The sequence below is a fragment of the Aquabacter sp. L1I39 genome (assembly GCF_017742835.1).
GTDB lineage: Bacteria > Pseudomonadota > Alphaproteobacteria > Rhizobiales > Xanthobacteraceae > L1I39.
In genome coordinates this window covers 1794768-1810212 of record NZ_CP072392.1, presented here as the reverse complement: position 1 = coordinate 1810212, position 15445 = coordinate 1794768, and the positions used below count along the sequence as shown (strand labels likewise).

Annotated in this window: 11 protein-coding genes; 4 read left to right on the top strand and 7 right to left on the bottom strand. The window is 66.3% G+C overall.

Going from position 1 to position 15445, the window contains the following annotated elements; translation table 11 throughout:
* Positions 1 to 15: 15 nt before the first annotated feature.
* Positions 16 to 1407 (bottom strand): argininosuccinate lyase, encoded by a 1392-nt coding sequence (gene argH / locus J5J86_RS07830; RefSeq protein ID WP_209104333.1) that lies wholly within the window; start codon positions 1405 to 1407, stop codon positions 16 to 18.
* Positions 1408 to 1423: 16 nt separating this feature from the next.
* On the opposite strand from argH, the gene tlpA reads away from it, so the two are divergent.
* Positions 1424 to 2176 (top strand): thiol:disulfide interchange protein TlpA, encoded by a 753-nt coding sequence (tlpA, locus tag J5J86_RS07825; RefSeq protein ID WP_247658222.1) that lies wholly within the window; start codon positions 1424 to 1426, stop codon positions 2174 to 2176.
* Positions 2177 to 2234: 58 nt separating this feature from the next.
* Here tlpA and J5J86_RS07820 read toward each other — a convergent pair whose 3' ends face one another.
* The 6 genes from J5J86_RS07820 to J5J86_RS07795 all read right to left on the bottom strand — a co-directional run bounded on the left by J5J86_RS07820 (position 2235) and on the right by J5J86_RS07795 (position 9365).
* On the bottom strand, positions 2235 to 3116 hold the full coding sequence (locus tag J5J86_RS07820; RefSeq protein WP_209104331.1) for a 3-hydroxybutyryl-CoA dehydrogenase: 882 nt from the start codon (positions 3114 to 3116) through the stop codon (positions 2235 to 2237).
* 99 nt (positions 3117 to 3215) lie between these two features.
* Complete coding sequence (locus J5J86_RS07815; RefSeq protein ID WP_209104330.1) at positions 3216 to 4160, bottom strand: electron transfer flavoprotein subunit alpha/FixB family protein; 945 nt, start codon at positions 4158 to 4160, stop codon at positions 3216 to 3218.
* Entirely contained in the window at positions 4160 to 4909 is a 750-nt protein-coding gene (locus J5J86_RS07810) for an electron transfer flavoprotein subunit beta/FixA family protein (protein ID WP_209104329.1), read from the bottom strand. The genes J5J86_RS07815 and J5J86_RS07810 overlap by 1 nt, the downstream gene beginning before the upstream one ends.
* Before the next feature lie 186 nt (positions 4910 to 5095).
* The gene (locus J5J86_RS07805; protein ID WP_209104328.1) at positions 5096 to 6010 is read right to left on the bottom strand and encodes a methyltransferase domain-containing protein; all 915 of its coding nucleotides are present in this window, start codon (positions 6008 to 6010) and stop codon (positions 5096 to 5098) included.
* A gap of 70 nt (positions 6011 to 6080) precedes the next feature.
* The gene (locus tag J5J86_RS07800; RefSeq protein WP_209104327.1) at positions 6081 to 7589 is read right to left on the bottom strand and encodes an HlyD family type I secretion periplasmic adaptor subunit; all 1509 of its coding nucleotides are present in this window, start codon (positions 7587 to 7589) and stop codon (positions 6081 to 6083) included.
* Positions 7590 to 7592: 3 nt separating this feature from the next.
* Positions 7593 to 9365, bottom strand: coding sequence for a type I secretion system permease/ATPase (locus J5J86_RS07795; protein WP_209104326.1), 1773 nt, complete (start codon positions 9363 to 9365; stop codon positions 7593 to 7595).
* A gap of 307 nt (positions 9366 to 9672) precedes the next feature.
* Here J5J86_RS07795 and ppc point away from each other — a divergent pair, with 307 nt between their 5' ends.
* From ppc to J5J86_RS07780, 3 genes are all read left to right on the top strand, one after another.
* Positions 9673 to 12459: a phosphoenolpyruvate carboxylase gene (gene ppc / locus J5J86_RS07790; RefSeq protein ID WP_209104325.1), complete on the top strand. Its 2787-nt coding sequence runs from the start codon at positions 9673 to 9675 to the stop codon at positions 12457 to 12459.
* Between the two features lie 216 nt (positions 12460 to 12675).
* Positions 12676 to 13968, top strand: coding sequence for an adenylosuccinate synthase (locus J5J86_RS07785; RefSeq protein WP_209104324.1), 1293 nt, complete (start codon positions 12676 to 12678; stop codon positions 13966 to 13968).
* Positions 13969 to 14136: 168 nt separating this feature from the next.
* Positions 14137 to 15444, top strand: a complete 1308-nt coding sequence (locus J5J86_RS07780) for a hypothetical protein (protein WP_209104323.1) — start codon at positions 14137 to 14139, stop codon at positions 15442 to 15444.
* The last annotated feature ends 1 nt before the right edge of the window (position 15445 follow it).

Genomic DNA, 15445 nt, shown 5'->3' with positions numbered 1-15445 from the left:
GGTCGTTGAGGCGCCTCACGCCTCCTTGGGCGCCAGCTTCTTCAGCCACCGGCGGGCCTGCGCCCGCACGCGGGCGGGCGCCGTCCCGCCATAGCTGACCCGGCTCGCCACCGACTTCGACACCGACAGCACGCCGAACACGTCCTTGGTGATGCGCCCGTCCACGCTCTGCATCTCCTCAAGGGAGAGGCGCTCCAGCGGCACGTTACGGGAGGAGGCCAGCGCGACGATGCGTCCGGTCACATGGTGCGCCTCGCGGAAGGGCATGCCGAGGCCGCGCACCAGCCAGTCGGCCAGATCCGTGGCGATGGAATAGCCCTGGCCGGCCGCCGCCTTCATGCGCTTGGCGTCGGGCTCCAGGTCGCGCACCATGCCGGCGCTGGCGGCCACCACCAGGGACAGAGCGGAGAAGGCATCGAACGCGCCTTCCTTGTCCTCCTGCATGTCCTTGGCATAGGCGAGCGGCAGGCCCTTCATCACCACCAGGAGGCCGGTCAGCGCGCCCATGATGCGCCCCGCCTTGGCGCGCACCAGCTCGGCGGCGTCGGGGTTGCGCTTCTGCGGCATGATGGACGAGCCGGTGGTGAACTTGTCCGACAGCTTGATCAGCCCGAAGGAGGGCGAGGTCCAGATCACCACCTCCTCGGCGAACCGGGACAGGTGCACCGCGCAGATGGAGGCGGCCGACAGCGTCTCCAGAACGAAGTCGCGGTCCGAGACCGAATCCAGCGAATTGGCCGTGGGCCGGTCGAAGCCCAGCGCCCGGGCGGTGGCCTCCCGGTCGATGGGGAAGGAGGTGCCGGCCAGCGCCGCCGCGCCCAGCGGGCACTCGTTCAGCCGTGTCCGCGCATCCTGGAGACGGCCGCGATCGCGACCGAGCATCTCCACATAGGCCATGAGGTGGTGGCCGAACGTCACCGGCTGGGCGGTCTGCAAATGGGTAAAGCCGGGCATGACGGTGGCGGCATGGGCCAGCGCCTTCTCGGCCAGCGCCAGTTGTAGGTCGGCGATCTGGGCATCGAGCGCGTCGACGGTGTCGCGCACATAGAGGCGGAAGTCCGTGGCCACCTGGTCGTTGCGCGAGCGGGCGGTGTGCAGGCGGCCGGCGCTGGGACCGATCAGGTCGGCGAGGCGCTGCTCCACATTCATATGGATGTCTTCCAGGTCGCGCCGGAAGGTGAAGCGGCCGGCCTCGATCTCTGACAGGATCGTGTCTAGACCCTGCGTGATCTTCTCGACATCCTCCGCGCTCACGATCCCTTGGGCCGCCAGCATGGCGGCATGGGCCTTGGAGCCGGCAATGTCCTGAGCGTAAAGACGCTGATCGAAGCCGATGGAGGCGTTGATCTCCTCCATGATGGCGTCCGGGCCGGTAGAGAACCGACCGCCCCACATCTTGTTGCTCATATCGGACCTTCCACTGATGACCGAACCGACCGCCCCGCACACCCCAGATGCCGAGGCCCCCAAGAAAGGCAAGGCAGGGGCCGTGCTCCTGGTGGGCGGGGCGATGCTGGCCGGCGCTCTCGTCGGCGCGCTTGCCCTATACGGGATGAATGGCCTTCCGGGCAATGCGCCGCTTCCACCAGCCGCATCGTCAGCGTCCGCGCAGGCCGAGGCCAATGCCGCCGCGCCCATCAAGGATCCCAATTGTGCCGGCGCCGTGACCCTGGCCGAGCGCCTGAAGCCTTATGCGAGGGGCGAGATTGCCGCGCTTTCCCTGGCCCAGGAGCCGCGGCGGATCCCCGACCTCACCTTCGCCAATGCGGAGGGCAAGCCCATGAGCCTGCGCGATTTCGAGGGCAAGCTGCTGCTGGTGAACCTCTGGGCCACCTGGTGCGTGCCCTGCCGGAAGGAGATGCCGGCTCTCGATGCCCTTCAGAAGGACCTGGGCGGAGATCGCTTCGAAGTGGTGGCCATCAACCTGGATACGCGCGATCCGGAAAAACCGAAGGCTTTCCTGAAGGAGATCGGGATCAAATCGCTCGGCTTCTTTGCGGACTCTGGCACCAAGAGCTTCCAGGCGCTGCGCGCCGCCGGGCGTGGTTTCGGCCTGCCCACCACCTTGCTGGTGGATGCAAACGGTTGCGAGGTGGGCTTCCTGGCCGGCCCCGCCGAATGGGCGAGCGAAGATGCCCAGGCGCTGGTGAAGGCGGCGCTTCAGCCCGGCTCATAGCCGGGCACAGGCCGTGGGCCGTTCAGTACCGGAGTGCGAGGCGCCCTCCGGTCCGTTATCAGCGGGTGGGAACCGGCTTCTCGCCGCGATAGTCGTAGAAGCCGCGCTTGGTCTTCCGCCCGAGCCAACCGGCTTCCACGTATTTCACGAGAAGCGGGCAGGGGCGATACTTGCTGTCGGCGAGCCCCTCATGGAGCACCTGCATGATGGCCAAGCAGGTGTCGAGGCCGATGAAATCGGCCAGCTGCAGCGGCCCCATGGGATGATTGGCGCCGAGCTTCATGGCCCTGTCGATGGCGTCCACCGAGCCGACGCCCTCATAAAGGGTGTAGATGGCTTCGTTGATCATCGGCAGCAGGATGCGGTTGACGATGAAGGCCGGGAAGTCCTCGGCCACCGCATAGGTCTTGTGCAGCCGGGTGACGAACTGCTTGGAGCTTTCGAACGTGTCGTCATCGGTGGCGATGCCGCGCACAAGCTCCACCAGTTCCATCAGCGGAACGGGGTTCATGAAGTGGATGCCGATGAACCGTTCCGGTCGGTCGGTAGAGGCCGCGAGGCGGGTGATGGAGATGGAGGAGGTGTTGCTGGCCACCAGCGCGTCCGGCCGCAGCACCGGGCAGACCGAAGCGAAAATCTTGCGCTTGGTCTCTTCCTTCTCGGTGGCAGACTCGATCACCAGATCGCACTCCGCCAGGTCCTCAATTGCCGGCGCCGGCAAAATGCGCGCCAAAGCGGCGTGGCGCTCGTCCTCGGAGATGGTTGCCTTCGAGACTTGCTTTGCCATGTTGCCGTTGATCGTGGCGAGGCCTGAGCGGATGCGATCCGCATCGGCGTCGTGCAAGGCGACGTCGTAGCCGGCAATGGCGCAGACATGGGCGATGCCGTTGCCCATCTGCCCGGCACCGATGACACCCACCTTCTTGATCTCGAGCGGCATTTTGCTCTCGTCTTTCACTTGGTTGACGAGGCCGGACCGGGTGTCCGACCCCGTTGGGTTCCGGCCAGGGGACCGGCCGGTTCCGTCAGCGCGACGCCGTCAGCCTTTGGCCTTCTGCAATTCGGCCTTCAACTCGGGCACCACGGTAAAGAGATCACCCACCAGGCCGTAATCGGCAACCTGGAAAATAGGCGCTTCCTCGTCCTTGTTGACCGCGACGATGACCTTGGAGTCCTTCATGCCCGCCAGATGCTGGATGGCACCGGAAATGCCCAGCGCCACATAAAGCTCGGGCGCAACCACCTTGCCGGTCTGGCCCACCTGCCAGTCGTTCGGCGCGTAGCCGGCATCCACCGCCGCGCGGGAGGCGCCGACGGCGGCTCCCAGCACATCGGCCAGCGGCTCGATCACTTCCGCGAACTTCTCCTTGGAACCCACGGCCCGGCCACCGGACACGATGATGCGGGCGGCGGTGAGTTCGGGACGGTCGGACGCCGACAGGCTCTCTTCCACGAATGTGGACAGGCCGGGATCGCTGGCCGTGGAGGCCGCCTCGATGGCGGCGGAACCGCCCTCGCCGGTGGCCGCGAAGGAGGCGGTGCGGACGGTGATGACCTTCTTGGCCTCGCCCGACTGCACGGTCTGGATCGCGTTGCCGGCATAGATGGGTCGCTCGAACGTGTCGGGCGCGACCACCTTGGTGATGTCCGAGATCTGCATCACGTCCAGCAGCGCGGCGACGCGGGGCAGGACATTCTTGGCCGCCGTGGTGGACGGCCCGACAATGGCGTCATAGCCACCGGCCAGCGCGACGATCAGGTCCGCATACGGCTCTGCGAGGCGATGGGCATAGGCCGCATCGTCCGCAACCAGCACCTTCTCGACGCCCGAAAGCTTGGCGGCGGCTTCGGCGACGGCACCGACATTCTGGCCGGCCACCAGCACATGCACCGGGCCACCGAGCGCGGCAGCGGCAGTCAGGGCCTTGGCGGTGGCGCCGTTGAGGTTGGAATTGTCGTGTTCGGCGAGCAGCAACGTCGTCATCAGATCACCCCCGCCTCGTCCTTGAGCTTCGCCACCAGTTCCGCCACCGAGCCGACCTTGACGCCGGCCTTGCGGCCCGCGGGTTCGGCGGTCTTGAGCACCTTCAGGCGCGGCGTCACGTCAACGCCGTAGGCCTCGGGGCTCTTCTCGTCGATGGGCTTTTTCTTCGCCTTCATGATGTTGGGCAGCGAAGCATAGCGCGGCTCGTTGAGCCGCAGGTCGGTGGTCACGATGGCCGGAAGGGCGAGCTTCACGGTCTGCAGGCCACCATCGATCTCGCGGGTTACAAGGGTCGCGCCATCCTCGACGACCACCTTGGAGGCAAACGTGCCCTGGCCCCAGCCGAGCAGAGCGGCGAGCATCTGGCCCGTCTGGTTGCAATCGTCGTCGATGGCCTGCTTGCCCAGGATCACCAGACCGGGGGCTTCCTCGCCCACCACGGCCTTGAGGATCTTGGCAACGGCCAGTGGCTCGGTGCTTACGTCGGTCTTCACCAGGATCCCACGATCCGCGCCCATGGCGAGAGCGGTGCGCAGCGTCTCAGACGCCTGAGCCGGGCCCACGGAAACCACCACGACCTCTGTGGCTTTGCCTGCCTCCTTGAGGCGCAAGGCCTCCTCGACGGCAATCTCGTCGAAGGGGTTCATGGACATCTTGACGTTGGCGAGCTCAACCCCCGTGCCGTCCGATTTCACGCGAACCTTCACGTTGTAGTCGACGACACGCTTTACGGGGACGAGAATCTTCATTACCGCGCGCTCCCCCAGACCGACACTTGAAGTATGGCCGCGGGACGATGTCCCGCGTTTGACGCTGACGCAACGTTGTCCGCAGCGCAGCATACCTTGGGGGCGGCAACGTAGGAGTGGCCTCCAAAGCTGTCAACGCCGAAGGGAACCGTCTCGGGGGCACGGCAAGTGCGGCAAACCGCGCGGTCACGCCTTCCGCAGGACGGCGAAGAACTCGAGGGTGTTTCGCAGGGTCGGATAGACCTCTGCAACGGTAAGATCCACCAAGCCGAGCTGCTCCAGCTGGATGGCGAGGGCGCGGAAGCCGTCCGGCGTGAATTTCCAACTGTGGACGTCCACATAGGTGGTTTGAGCTGCCCGTGCCTCTTCGAGGACGTGCAGGATCTGCTCCGGCGCGCTTGCCTCCATCAGCGGCGTCCCATGGTCGCCGCTCCAGTGGCGGGTGGGGTCGCTGTGCGTGGTCAGCAGCCGATGCTCCAGCACCTCCAGGGCCGAATGCAGGCGTCGCCCTTCCACGTGGGCTGCCAGTACGTCAGCGAGCCGGGTTGGGGCGAGGAAGTGGTCGAAGCAATAACGGTGGTCCGGCAGGACAAGGAAATAGCAGCCGCCCGGCTCCAGGAGGCGCGAGACGCTCTGGAGGTGCGCCACAAGGTCCGGCTGGTGCTCGGCGCAATGGCTGCTGAGGACGTGGGCGAAGGTGCGATCTATGATCCCGAGATCGCCCTCGGGATGGACGAAGTCGATGACCGGCGCGCGCGCGATCAGCGCCTCGCCTTGCTCCCGGGCGAAGGCTCCCGCCGCCACGAGCGCGCGGGCCCGCTCCACCAGATGGTCGCGGTCGAGGACGTCGAAATATAGGACCTTGCGATCCTCCTTGCGCAGGCAGGGATTGAGGAAGGGGCCGATCTCGAGCACGTCCTGCTCGGCCGGGATCAAGGCGAGAAAGTCAGCCCGTTGGCGCACGCGGGATGCGATGCGGCCCTCCGTGCGGCCATGGTCGAGATAGTGCCGCAGCAGCGCCGCGTCGGCGAAAGCCTGAAGATCCGCATTCTCCTGGCGGTAGATCTGAGCATCGAAGGCGGGCGTGTGGGGATCTGGCACGAGGGTCGCTTCAGGCAAATGTCCGGGCGACCCTCGCCTTCCTGGCGGGTCAAGTCAACGCGTCGGGCCCTCAGCGCTCGCGGAAGGATTTGAGGAGCGCGTCGGTCAGGGGTCGCGTGAGGTAGCTCATCACCGTCCGCTCGCCCGTGGTGAACACCACTTCCGCCGGCATGCCGGGACGCAGGCGTGCCTTCATGTCCTCGGGCAGGTCCGTTGAGTTCACCGCTACGACGGCCTGATAGTAGGGCTCGTGGGTGCTTTCGTTCACCAGCCGGTCGGGCGACACGGTGCGCAGCTCGCCGATGATGAGCGGTGTAGTCCGCGAGTGGAAGGCCGGGAAGCGCACCTCGACCCCGGTCACGCCGTTGTGCAGGCGGTCGATGTCTGTGGTGGGCACCTGGGCGTCCACGATCAGCTCGTCATTCTGCGGCACGATCTCAAGCATGGTGTCGCCAGGCCGAACCACGGCGCCCACGGTGTAGATCTTCTGGTTGATGTTCTGGACCACGCCGTCACGGGGCGCGCGGATGTCGATGCGCTTCAACACGTTCTGCGCCACGGAAAGCTTCTCCCGCAGGTCGGCGATCTTCTGACGCGCGTCGGCAATCTGTCCTGCCACCTCCTCCTGCTGCTTTTGGAGCAGTTGCTGGATCTGCAAGCGCATCTCGCCGATGCTGGTTTCCGCCTTGGCTGCATCAGCCATGTTGCGGCCTACCGTGCCTTCGAGCCGTGCCTTTTCCCGCTGCAACTGGGCGAGGCGAGGCTTCGAGACGAGGCCTTTGTCATTGAGGGCCCGGATGCCGGCAAGCTCGTCATCGATGAAGTACAACTGCTGATCTGCGGAATCCCGCTCGCGCGCCAAGCCCTCCAGCTCGCGCTGGCCCTGGCGGATGCGGCTGTTCAGAATGTCGATCTGGCCATCCATGGAGGCCTTTCGGTCCCGAAACTGTGCCTCCTGGTCGGCAATCGCCGCCTTCACCGTGGGCTCGCTGGCGCGCGCCATCAGTTCCGGGGGGAAGGTGACGGACTTGGCCTGGGCGCGCTCGGCCTCAAGCCGCGCTTCCATCGCCACGAGGGTATCGAGCTGCGCGCGCACCGATTCGAAATTGGCGCGAGAGCTGGTGGAGTCCAGGCGGAACAGGGTCTGCCCCTGCCTCACCTCCTGGCCGTCCTTCACCATGATCTCGGAAACGATGCCGCCTTCCAGGTGCTGGACCACTTGGCGCTTGCTTTCCACCGAGACCACGCCCGCGGCGATCACGGCGCTGTCGATGCTGGCCATGGCCGCCCAGCCGCCACAGACACCGAAGGCGCCGATGATGACGGCGTATCCGATCATGGCCACCCGGCGATAGTCGCTGGAGGGAACAGGCGCCTCGAAGTCGGCCCCAGGCAAGCCGGGCGCCGCCGACGGCGTCGCCGGAACGCCACCCGGCGCGGTTGCCGCGGGGACGCCGGTCCACTTCACGGGCATGCGCTGCAGGAGCTGGACACCGAGGACGGAACCGAGCAGGCGGCTCTTGAGGCGTGCCAGGAGATCCTTGAGCCGGACGAGGCTGGTGCGGAGATGGTTCATCATGGCTCAGCCCTTCTTCGCGCCGGCATCAACCTTGGGCGGCTCTTTGGCGGGATCGCGCGGGCGGACCAGCCGAGGACCGAGCATTTTCGCTAGCACCTCGTCTCTCGGTCCGAAGCTGTGGACGGTCCCTTCGCTCATGAGCAGGATCAGGTCGCAAAGGCCGAGGCTGTTGGTCTTGTGCGTAACGAGAATGACGGTAGACCCTCCCGCCTTGAGGGCTTGCACCGCCTGTGCGAGCGCCTGTTCGCCCGCGGCGTCGAGGCTGGCATTGGGCTCGTCCAGCACGATCAGCGCGGGCCGGCCATAGACTGCGCGGGCAAGGGCGATGCGCTGGCGCTGGCCGCCGGACAGGGCGGCACCGCCGTCGCCGATCTCGGTGTTGTAGCCCTGGGGGAGGCGTTGGATCATGTCGTGGACGCCGGCCATCTGCGCAGCTTCCACCACCTTCGCTTCGTCCTTGGCGCCGAAACGGGCAATGTTCTCGGCCACCGTTCCGGCAAACAGCTCCACGTCCTGGGGCAGATAGCCGATGCAGCGGCCGAGCTGTTCCGGGTCCCAGTGGGACAGGTCTGACCCGTCGAGGCGGATGGCGCCTGCGGATGTCGGCCACACGCCCACCAGGGCCCGCGCCAGCGTGGACTTGCCGGCGGCGCTTGGCCCGATGACCCCGAGGGTGGTGCCCGCAGGCAAAGCGAAGGTGACGTCGCGCAGCACAGCCACGTCGCGTCCCGGGGCGGTGACGAAGACATTTTCCACATGCACCACACCGGTCGGGTCGGGCAGGCGCATCCGCTGGGACTGGGGCGGGCTAAGGCGCAGCATCTCCTGCACTCGCCTGTAGGCGGACCGCATGGCGACGATCCCCTTCCAGTTGCCGATGGCCATCTCGATGGGCTGGATGGAACGTCCCACCACGATGGAGGCGGCGATCATCATGCCGGGCGTGATCTCGCGGTTGATGGCGAGATAGGCGCCGAGGCCGAGGACCAGGCTCTGCATGAACATGCGGTTGAACTTGGTGGCCGCGACCAGGAACGCCGCACGGTCGGAGGCGAGGCCTTGCCAGCCGAGCGCCTGGGCGCGGTGGGCCAGCCAGCGTTCACGCAGCTGGCGCACCATGCCCATGGCCTGGAGCACCTCGGCATTGCGGAACGTGGTCACTGCCTGATTGTTGGCGCTGATATTGGCCTTGGTGGCGCGATCGAGGATCGGGCGGTTCACCCGGTCGTTGGCCACTGCGAGCAGGCCGGAGATGACGCAGCTGACCACCGCAAGGATGCCATACCAGGGATGCAGCAAGGTCGCGAACGCGATGTAGATCGGCACCCACGGCACGTCGCACAGCGAGATGAGGCCGGCCCCGGTGAAGAAGTCGCGCACCGTGTCCACATCGCGCAGCGCCTGGACGTGGTTGGCTGACGGGCGCCGCAGCGAGGCACGCTGCACGGCGTCGAAGGCTTGTTCCTTGATGCTCTCGTCGAACTTGACTCCGGCGCGCACGAGAAGCTGCGTGCGCAAAGCCTCAAGGCCGGCGGACACCATGTAGAGGAAGGCAATGATAAGGGTCAGGACCACCAGGGTCTGGATATTGCGGCTCGCCAGCACCCGGTCATAGACCTGCATCATGTAGATGGAGCCGGACAACCCCAGCAGGTTGATGAAGAAGCTGAAGGCGATCACGCTCCACATGGCCGGCTTGGCCGCCTGGAGGGCAAGGTCGAGGGCAGTCGGCGCAAGGCTGGCGGTCTGACGCGTCGTGGTATGCGTCTGGGTCATGAATCACCGATCTTGATGCCGCCCCCCGCGAGGCGCCGAAGGTAAGTTCCGTCAACGGTTTTGGCGTTAAAAACGCAGCAGCGCAAGGACGCTCCGGGAGGTGGATGAACTTTAATCAACCGCTCTACTAATGCAGTTCGCTTGCTTCAAACTGACGACGCTGCCGCCTCTTTCGTTACCTTTCATCCTGAACCCCACACGCTGCCCCGAAAGCGCCGCGGCGTGCTTGGTGTGCGGTTGCTCTTCGCGGGTGCGAAAAAACATGTCTAAACTGCCGCCTTAGACCAAAGCAGGGGGGAGTGCGGGGATGTCGAGCGCCGTTTGGGCCGTGGTCGGGGACAGCGAAGAAGACGGCAGTGAGAAGGACCGCCCTTTGCGGGAGGATATCCGACTGCTCGGTCGGCTGCTCGGCGATACCGTGCGCGCCCAGGAGGGGGAGCCGGTCTACCATCTGGTGGAAATCATTCGCCGCACCTCCATCCGCTTCCATCGCGACGCCGATGAAGGGGCGCGCCAAGAGCTGGAGACCATTCTGGGCCAGCTTTCCCCGGAGGTGGCGGTGCAGATCGTGCGCGCCTTCTCCTATTTCTCGCATCTGGCCAATATCGCCGAGGACCAGCACCACATCCGGCGCAATCGCGCCCACGCCATCGCCGGCTCAGCCCCCCGCCCCGGCACGCTGACCAATGCCTTTTCCAAGGCCGTGGGGGCGGGGCTGACTGCCGCCGATCTCAAGGACTTCTTCGCCAGCGCCCTGGTCAGTCCGGTCCTGACGGCCCATCCCACCGAGGTGCGACGCAAAAGCACGCTCAACCGGGAAATGGAAATCTCGGACCTGCTGGATCGGCGCGAGCAGTTGGCCGCGACCCCGGAAGAGCGCGAACTGCAGGAGGAGGAGCTGCGCCGGGCGGTGCTGACCCTCTGGCAAACCGCCTTGCTGCGCCGGATCAAGCTGACGGTCATCGACGAGGTGGTGAACGGCCTGTCCTATTACGACTATACGTTCCTCCACGAAGTGCCGCGCCTCTTCTGCACCATCGAGGACCAGATCGGAAAGTTCGATCCCAAGGCGCCGGAGGCGGAGGTGCCCTCCTTCCTGCGCATCGGCAGCTGGATCGGCGGCGACCGGGACGGCAACCCCTTCGTCACCGCCAGCGTCCTGCGCGAAACGGTGGCCCTGCAGCGGGATCGGGTGCTGCGCTTCTATGAGGAGCAGGTGGAGGCGCTGGCGGGCGAACTCTCCCTCGCCGGGCGCCTGGTGAAGGTGTCGCCGGGCCTCGTCTCATTGATGGACGCCGCCCCGGACCGCAGCCTGACCCGCCGGGAAGAGCCCTATCGGCTTGCCCTCGCTCTCGTCGCGGCCCGCCTGCGCGCCACTTCGGCCGCCTTGAAGGGCACACCTGCCACTGGAGAGGTCGAGCCTTATCCCACCGCCGCGGCCTTCAAGGCCGATCTGGACCTCGTCCATCAGTCGCTGGTGCAGAACGGTTCGCGCATCCTGGCCCGCGGTCGCCTGCGCCATCTGCGCCGGGCCGCCGACTGTTTCGGGTTCCATTTGGCCAGCCTCGATCTGCGTCAGAATTCCGATGTGCATGAGCGCACGGTCGCCGAGTTGCTGGAGAAGGTTGTCCCTGGCACCGACTATCTCGCCCTCGACGAAGCCGGCCGGATCGCGCTCTTGACGCGGGAATTGGCCAATGCCCGGCCGCTCACCTCGCCCTATCTGGCCTATGGCGAGGAAACGCAGTCGGAACTGGACATCCTGCGCACCGCCGCCGAGGCTCATGCCCGCCTCGGCTCCGCCGTCATCCCGAACGCTATCATCTCCAAGGCCGAAGGGGTCTCCGACCTGCTGGAACTGGCGCTGCTGCTGAAGGAGGTGGGCCTGGTGCGTGCCGACGGCACCAGCGACATCAATGTCATCCCCCTGTTCGAGACCATTGAGGACCTGCGGGCCTGCGCCGAGGTCATGGACCGCCTGTTCTCCATTCCAGCCTATCGCGCGCTGGTGGAGAGCCGAGGGGGCGTCCAGGAGGTGATGCTCGGCTATTCCGACAGCAACAAGGATGGCGGCTTCGTCACCTCGGGCTGGGAATTGTACAAGGCCGAGATCGGGCTCATCGAGGTGTTCCGCCGCCACGGCATCAGGCTGCGCCTGTTCCATGGCCGCGGCGGATCCGTGGGACGCGGCGGCGGACCGAGCTTCGACGCCATCCTCGCCCAGCCAGGCGGCGCGGTGAGCGGCCAGATTCGCGTAACAGAGCAGGGCGAAATCATCGCCTCTAAATATTCCACACCGGAAGTGGGCCGGCGGAACCTGGAGATCCTGGTGGCGGCGACGCTGGAGGCCAGTCTGCTGCAAGTCAGGGAGAATGCGCCGCGCGCTGATTTCCTCACCACTATGGAAGAATTGTCGCAGACCGCTTTCGCCGCCTATCGCAATCTCGTCTACGAGACCGAGGGCTTCGAGGACTATTTCTGGTCCTCTACGGTCATCAACGAGATCGCGACCCTCAACATCGGCTCGCGGCCGGCCTCGCGCAAGAAGACACGCTCCATTTCGGCGCTCCGCGCCATTCCCTGGGTGTTCAGCTGGGCCCAGTGCCGGCTGATGCTGCCCGGCTGGTACGGATTCGGCGCGGCCATCGAGGCCTATGTGGCCGCCCATCCAGCGGATGGGCTCGCCCAGTTGCAGGCCATGTATCGCGACTGGCCCTTCTTCCGCACGCTGCTCTCAAACATGGACATGGTGCTGTCCAAGAGTTCGCTGGCGGTTGCGTCGCGCTATGCGGAACTGGTGGAGGACGGGGCCCTGCGGGAGCGCATCTTCGGTCGCATCAGCGCCGAATACGAGCGCACCATCGCGCATCTCCTGGCCATCACCAGCCAGTCGAAGCTGCTGGAAGGAAACCCGCTGCTCAGTCGCTCCATCCGCAACCGCTTCCCCTATCTGGACCCGCTCAATCACGTTCAGATCCAGCTTCTGAAGCTGCATCGGCGCAACGAGGCGGCGGAGGTGCCGGACGAGAACGTGCTGCACGGCATCCAGCTCACCATCAACGGCATTTCTGCCGGCCTTCGTAACAGCGGCTGATGAGCAAGGCGCGCCTTGCGGCCGCTGCGTTCCCGGCAAAGGATCATCGGCGGCGTGATCCTCAAGGCCGCGGGAATGCCGAGCCGGACATGCGCTGCGCCTTGCTTCCGGGCCGCCGATCCCTTAAGAGGCACAGGGACGCCCCGGTCCAAAGCCGGGGCTTTGCTTTGTTCGCGCCTCCTTTTGGGGAGGGCGCTTCGCGGAGGACCGCACACCGTGACCAACGTGGTCGTGGTCGGCTCGCAATGGGGCGACGAAGGTAAGGGCAAGATCGTCGACTGGCTCTCTGAGCAGGCCGACGTGGTCGTTCGATTCCAGGGCGGGCACAATGCCGGCCATACCCTGGTGGTGGACGGCGTCACCTATAAACTCTCCCTCTTGCCCTCTGGCGTCGTACGCTCGGGCAAGCTGTCGGTGATCGGCAACGGCGTCGTGCTCGATCCGCAGGCCCTGGTGGCCGAGCTGGAACGGCTGGCGGCCCAGGGCGTGGTGGTCGGGCCGGAGCGCCTGCGCATCGCCGAAACGACCCCCCTTATCCTGCCGCTGCATCGCGAGCTGGATGCCCTGCGGGAGAATGCCAATGCGGGCACCCGCATCGGCACCACGCGCCGCGGCATCGGCCCGGCCTATGAGGACAAGGTTGGCCGCCGCGCCATCCGCCTCGTGGACCTGGCGGACACGGCCTCGCTGCCGGCCAAGGTGGAACGGCTGCTGAGCCACCACAATCTCCTGCGGCGCGGCCTCGGCATGCCCGAGGTGGATGCATCCGCCCTGATCGCCGAGCTGGAAGAGGTGGCCCCCAAGGTACTGCCCTTCATGGACCGCGTATGGGACCTGCTGGACCGCGCCCGCCGCGAGGGTAAGAAGATCCTATTCGAGGGCGCGCAGGGCGCGCTCTTGGACATCGATCACGGCACCTATCCTTATGTGACGTCGTCCAACACGGTGGCCTCCTCGGCCGCGAGCGGTTCGGGCGTCGGGCCTGGGTCGCTCGACTATGTGCTGGGCATCACCAAAGCCTATACGACCCGTGTCGGCGAGGGACCCTTCCCCACCGAGCTGACCGATGAGGTCGGCCAGGCATTGGGCACCCGTGGCCGCGAGTTCGGCGTCGTCACCGGCCGTCCGCGCCGCTGCGGCTGGTTCGACGCGGTGCTCGTGCGCCAGACGGTGCGCACCTGCGGCATTCATGGCATCGCGCTCACCAAGCTCGACGTGCTGGACGGTTTTGACGAGATCAAGGTGTGCGTCGGCTATATGCTGGATGGCGAAGAGATCGACTATCTCCCCGCCGAAAGCGGGGCCCAGGCGCGTGCGACGCCCATCTATGAGACCATCGCAGGCTGGAAGGAATCCACTGCCGGTGCGCGCTCCTGGGCTGATCTTCCGGCCGAGGCGGTCAAGTATGTGCGCTGGATCGAGGAATTGATCGGCTGCCCGGTGGCGGTGCTGTCCACGAGCCCGGAAAGAAACGACACGATCCTGGTTCAAAATCCGTTCCAGGCCTAATCTTCAACTCGCGGACAGGCACCAAGCTCGGGACCGATGGCTGACTATTATCCGCTCCTGGTTCGCGCGATTTCCGGCCTTAGCCAGAACACGGCCGAGACCCGGAAAATCGTATTCGACCGCGCGCGGGCAGCCCTGCTCAAGCAATTGCGCAGTGTTGAGCCCCCGTTGCCCGAGGGCGAGATCGTCCGCGAACGTCAGTCGCTGGAAGATGCGATTCGGCGGATCTCCGCCGAATATCCTGCATCACCGCCGGCAAGCGATGCTGCAACGATAGCGCCCAAGGCGCCGTCGGTTGCCGAAGCGCCAACCACCCGGCCCGCAGCCGCACCTCCTGCGCCGGCCAAGGCGGCGGCCTCTGAGCCGGCGGCGCCGAGTGAAGCCGTGGTGAGTTCTGCGGCCAAGGCCCCATCTGCTGCGCCTGAAGCACCTTCTGCGCCCGCTCATGCGCAGGATGCGGCGCCGTCGCCGGATCAGGCGGACGAGGCCTCCGCGCCGCCGTCCGCGGCGGAGGACGAGAAGACTTTGACCGACCGCCGGCCCGTGCTGGGCAGGGCGCCGGTGGCGGCCAAGACGACGGCTCGGCCGCGCCTGCCCGCGGACAACCGGGCATCAGGCTCCCCGCGTTGGACGCGCACCCTTCTGATCACTCTGCTGGTTGCCGTGGTGGTGGCAGGCGGGGTCTTCGCGGCTGTGGAGCGGGAACGGCTTTTCGGCCTTGTGTCCGGCAGCCCGGCTCCCGCAGCGGTGACGCAGGCCCCCGCCCCCGAGCCGGCAAAGCCGGCGGAACAGTCCAAGTCGAACGACCGCATCGCCCAGGCGTCCGGCGACGCAAGCAAGCGCGCCGCGCCGCCCCCCATGCGGCCGGCCAATGCGGCAGCCCAACGGGCGGTCCTGTTCGAAGAGAGCGCCGGCGCTTCGCAGGGGCTTCAGTCCTACGAAGGAACGGTGACCTGGAAGACCGAGACCTATAATGCCGGTCCGGGTCTGCCGCCTGAGATCGGCATCCGCGGCGACATCCAAATTCCCGAGCGGCGCATTTCCATCAGCTTCACGCTCCGCCGCAACCTGGATCAGGCTTTGCCCGCGTCGCACACCATCGAGATCGGCTTCGGTCTGCCGCAGGATTTCGCCTATGGCGGCATCAGCAATGTGCCCGGCATCCGCATGAAGCAGACCGAGAGCGCCCAGGGGGCACCCCTGGCCGGGCTGTCGGTTCGAGTCAACCCGACCTATTTCCTGGTGGGCCTGTCAGCGGTGCCGGCCGACAAGCAGCGCAACGTCCAATTGCTGCAGACGCGACCATGGATCGATGTGCCGGTGGTCTATACCAACAACAAGCGCGGCATCATCGCCTTCGAAAAGGGGCCCACCGGCGAGCAGGCGTTCCAGGATGCGTTTGCGGCCTGGGGTGAGCTGATCAGCACCACGCCGCCGCCCATGAGCCCCGTTCCTGATGGGCAGCCTGCTCGCTAGA